The sequence below is a fragment of the Gracilimonas sp. genome (assembly GCF_035704785.1).
Taxonomy (GTDB): Bacteria; Bacteroidota; Rhodothermia; order Balneolales; family Balneolaceae; genus Gracilimonas.
Genome location: NZ_DASSWP010000095.1, coordinates 1 through 4,292, shown reverse-complemented (window position 1 = coordinate 4,292; position 4,292 = coordinate 1). Strand labels below are relative to the sequence as shown.

General features: G+C 41.1%; 3 protein-coding genes. All 3 read left to right on the top strand.

What is annotated here, in order from left to right; all coding sequences use genetic code 11:
• On the top strand, positions 1-1,124 hold a 1,124-nt coding region (locus VFM80_RS05680), incomplete at its 5' end, for an efflux RND transporter permease subunit (protein WP_395070432.1).
• Between the two features lie 87 nt (positions 1,125-1,211).
• Complete coding sequence (locus tag VFM80_RS05675) at positions 1,212-2,588, top strand: amidohydrolase family protein (RefSeq protein WP_395070430.1); 1,377 nt, start codon at positions 1,212-1,214, stop codon at positions 2,586-2,588.
• 88 nt (positions 2,589-2,676) lie between these two features.
• Complete coding sequence (locus tag VFM80_RS05670; protein ID WP_395070428.1) at positions 2,677-3,822, top strand: hypothetical protein; 1,146 nt, start codon at positions 2,677-2,679, stop codon at positions 3,820-3,822.
• Positions 3,823-4,292 lie beyond the last annotated feature (470 nt).

Below are 4,292 nucleotides of genomic sequence, written 5' to 3'. Positions count from 1 at the left end.
GTTTAAATATCCCGGGGATCAGTACCGGATTTGGAGGGAGTTACTCCAATCACTCCATACAGCTATCTGGCTATTCGTATGACGAACTGTTGAATTTAGCGAAAGACCTGGAGCGGAGATTGAAGACGAGTCGCCGCGTGCAGGAAGTGGATATCAACTCCTCCTATTATTCCCGAAGGGATGATTTTCGGCAGTATAAGTTGCAGCTGAATGAGGAAGAGATACTGGCAAAGAACCTGGATCGAAGGGAAGTGATCTCGACCTTACTCTTAGATCTGAATCCCGAAAATACGGTGGGACGGGTAGAATTTGGCGGACAAGAAATGTACCTGATCGGGCGAAGTGAGCGGGAGAAAACCTTTGAAGAGGATATGATGAATAGAACCCGAACTTTCGGGGACGTGAATTTCAACATTTCCACGATCGGGGAAATTGTTCAGGAAGGCGGGTTAAATGAAATTCGCAGGACCAATCAGTCGTACGAGCGGGTTGTGAGCGTGGATTATTTGGGGAACTACCAGATGGGCCGGGATTTTATTGAGCAGGTTGTGGAAACCACTCCTGTTCCTGTGGGAGCAAGCATTCAATTTGGCCGGGGCTTTTTTGGCTTTAGCAATAACGACAGCTCCCGAAACTTTTTCTTTGTGGCAATTCTAAGCTTACTCAGCGTTTGGATGATCGTCTCGGCACTGCTGGAAAGTATAAAGTATCCTATTTTTGTGATCCTGGCTGTTCCATACAGTATAATTGGGATCATGCTGGGGACCTTGGCTAACGATCTTGCCTTTGATCGCGGCGCTATTGCCGGGTCATTGCTGTGCATCGGGGTGGTTGTGAACAATGCCATCCTCATCTATCATCAAAAACAGCTGGAGCATGAAAATGGCATCTTCGGTTTACGATGCTGGATGAAAGTCTATAAAAAACGAATGCGGGCTATACTGATCACTACCGTAACTACCATCACCGGACTGCTCCCTATGATGCTGTTCGGCAATAACGAGTTCTGGGAGAATTTGGCGATCGTGGTTATTTGGGGGCTTTCCGTAAGTACGATCTTGCTTTTGGTTATGACGGGTTTGAGGGTGAAGAGTGATGGGGTGAAATTGAAAGTTGAGAGTTGAAAGGTTGATGGAGTTCAGATTTTAGCCGTTTTTAACTTATAATCCCTGTGCCATTTATACTACATTTTGAAATCATATGGGAATCATTTGACTCTATTAAAATTTTTAGCCTCTTCTATAATACTACTTCTATGTAGTATTGAATTTGCATATCCGCAATGCAATACAAATAGTACAATTCTGGAGAATGGTCGGATTATTGACGGGACCGGTACTGAACCAAAACAGGGCTGGGATATTTTAATTTGTGAGGATAAAATTATAGAGATCGGTCAGAATCTTTCTGCTTCTGATAGCGTCAACCGAATTGACATTTCAGACTTAACCATTCTTCCCGGTCTAATTGATATGCATGGACATTTGTATGCTAATCAAGGTTCATCAATTAGTAATCAACAATCCTATTTAAACCTGTTTTTGGCAGGCGGGGTTACAACAATTTATTCTCCGGGTGAATATGATGCAGAAGGGACATTAGAACTGCAAAAGAAGATCAGTCTTCAGCAACTGCATGGTCCCGATATTTTAACTTCTGGCCCTTACTTTGATCATGCTCCTTCTCAAGTTCCCTGGATAAGAGGGGTCAGTTCAATTGAAGAGTTAGAATCTCAATTCAACTTGTGGAAGGATAAAATAAATGGAATTAAAGTTTACACAAGTATAACTGAAGCAGAATTAAGTAGATTAATAGAATTGGCAGATCAGTATAACCTTCCAGTTACGGGACACCTTGGCAGTATTACGGCTTCTAAAGCCATTGATCTGGGAATTGACGGACTTGAACATGGGATCATTGGCATGCCGGAGTTTTTTAAGTTTGGTTTTAAATCCGAGAGTATAGCTTGTCAAGATGCTTCCTTTGATCTGACTGATCCCTCTATAGAATCCTTAATCCAAAAGATCGTTGAGAATCGTGTTTATATAAATCCAACGATTGTCACTCTAAAAGTGATATCAAATGGATTTGAACCCGTCACTGAATGGCAACAATATGTCAGGGAAGATATCTTGAAATCAATTTTGGTGCTGGAACAAATGGTATTGGATAACAAAGACATCCAGAATTGTATTTCAAATGCTCTTGCTAAACAGAATATACTTCTAAAAGAAATCAACGACAGAGGGGGGCTTATAGTAGCGGGTACTGATCCGGTTGTACCAATGCTGACTCCCGGATTTGGGCTTCACCGTGAGATGGAACTTTTGGTTGAGGCAGGTCTTTCGCCAATGGAGGCTATTCAGGCAGCAACTATAAACGCTGCTAAAGCTTTAAGGAAAGAGGGTGAATTTGGTTCGATAGAAGTAGGCAAGCTAGCAAATTTTGTGGTTGTTCATGGAGACCCTTCTCAAAATATAAGTGATATAGGAAATACTGTGATGATCATTAAGGACGGGATACAATATGATCCGGCTAAGTTACGAGAATCCGCTTTAGGTGAAATTGGCAATGAAGGTAATAATTGAAAGATTACAACTGGGCACGTGAATACTTCGGTATTCAGACAGGCTGTGTCGTTAGCTTTCCAATAAACATCAATAAATAAAATTTGTTATGAATGTTACCTCTAATATCTCTTTTAAAACTCTCTACTATTTAGTACCAGCTCTGTTGGTTATTATACTTATTAGCTGTAATCCTGAAAATGAAGAGATACAGAAAATCGATTACGCTTCCTTAGATGAAATAGAATTGGAATTAGAGCTAAAAATTACTGATTCGGAAAATTTTGCAGCCTCGAATTTAAATGGTTTTTATGCTACAAAAGATGGAAATCTTTTAATTACAGAAAGGTCAGGTCCTGGAATTCATCAATTTAATTCCGAAGGAGACTATGTTAAAAGAGTAGCGCGAGATGGGAGGGGGCCGGGCGAACTTAGCCCCTGGTTTCACAGTCATTTCAACGGTGAGACTTTAATAGCTACAAACAATCCCGGATATAATGCTGCGATTTTTCAACAAGATGAAGATGGGATCTTTCAATACGTAAAGGCTATGAATCAGCGATACCCGGGTTCATTTTATGGATTTCGAGCTGAAAACGATTTGAATTCCTTTTATTCTTCCGAAAATAAAGCAATGCAAAGTTTACAGGTTCCTCCAGAGTTCACCTATTCAAATATTCATATCATTGATCTTAAAAATGATACCGTTGCTGTAAGAGACTCCATAAATTCACTGAGGGTTCACTCTGATTTTGTTGAAGATCTAGACGGTCGCGGAATCAGAATTACAAAGTTACCTTATCGGTACTCAGACACATTTCAGCCTTTGCCTGGCGGAAAATTTTTAATTGCAAGACCTGAAAAAGGAACTATCAATATTTACAATAGTGAACTTAATATAGAGCATGAATTGGAACTCAATGTATCAGACAGGCTTGTCAGCTCAGAGGATTTAGAATACCATATAGGTGACTATGACGCGTCAACCCAAGAAAAAATGAGTGAATTGATCAGTGATATAAAACCTCCCTTTATGGATGTGAAGATGGATGATTCGAATCGTTTTTGGTTGTGGACTGACGAAACTGAAAGAGGGCTCGAGTATGTGATCTTAAGCTATGAGGGAGAACCTTTAGGTAAAGTTTATCTGCCATCCGGAGAAAAAATTGAAATAATTTCGGACAACCGCCTATTTGTTATTAGTGAACCGGATGACGATATACCCTCAGCTATTGTTTATCGTGTCGATATTTAATTAAAAGCCTGGAAAGCTAACATGCGTTATCCTCTTTCCGAAGGTCTACCTTCGTAACGCAGCCTCGGAAGCACCGGCTTCCCGTGAAATGAGAATGACAGATACGTCAATTAATTTCTGTAAATCCACAAAGCCCAACCTCCGGTAACCATCAAAGCCACTGCTACCCACCGGGTGGAGGTTTTATTTCTTGGTACTCATTTACCCCGCCCTGAAGGACGGGGCTATGTTCGGTGATCCCGCTGGGATCCTCTCCAATGAGATCATGGCTATCCTTAAATCCTGAAAATCATAGTTCAAAAACTGGTGACTGGATTTTACCGGATGGGGCTGCTGCCGGAACGAGGAGGAGTGGAACTAACCGATTATCGAACAGCGAATAACGATTAACGATTAACGAATCAACGAATTCTACCCAAATTTCTTAACTAAATCCCAGCGCTTAACCTTGCCGGTTTGTCCTCGTTCCG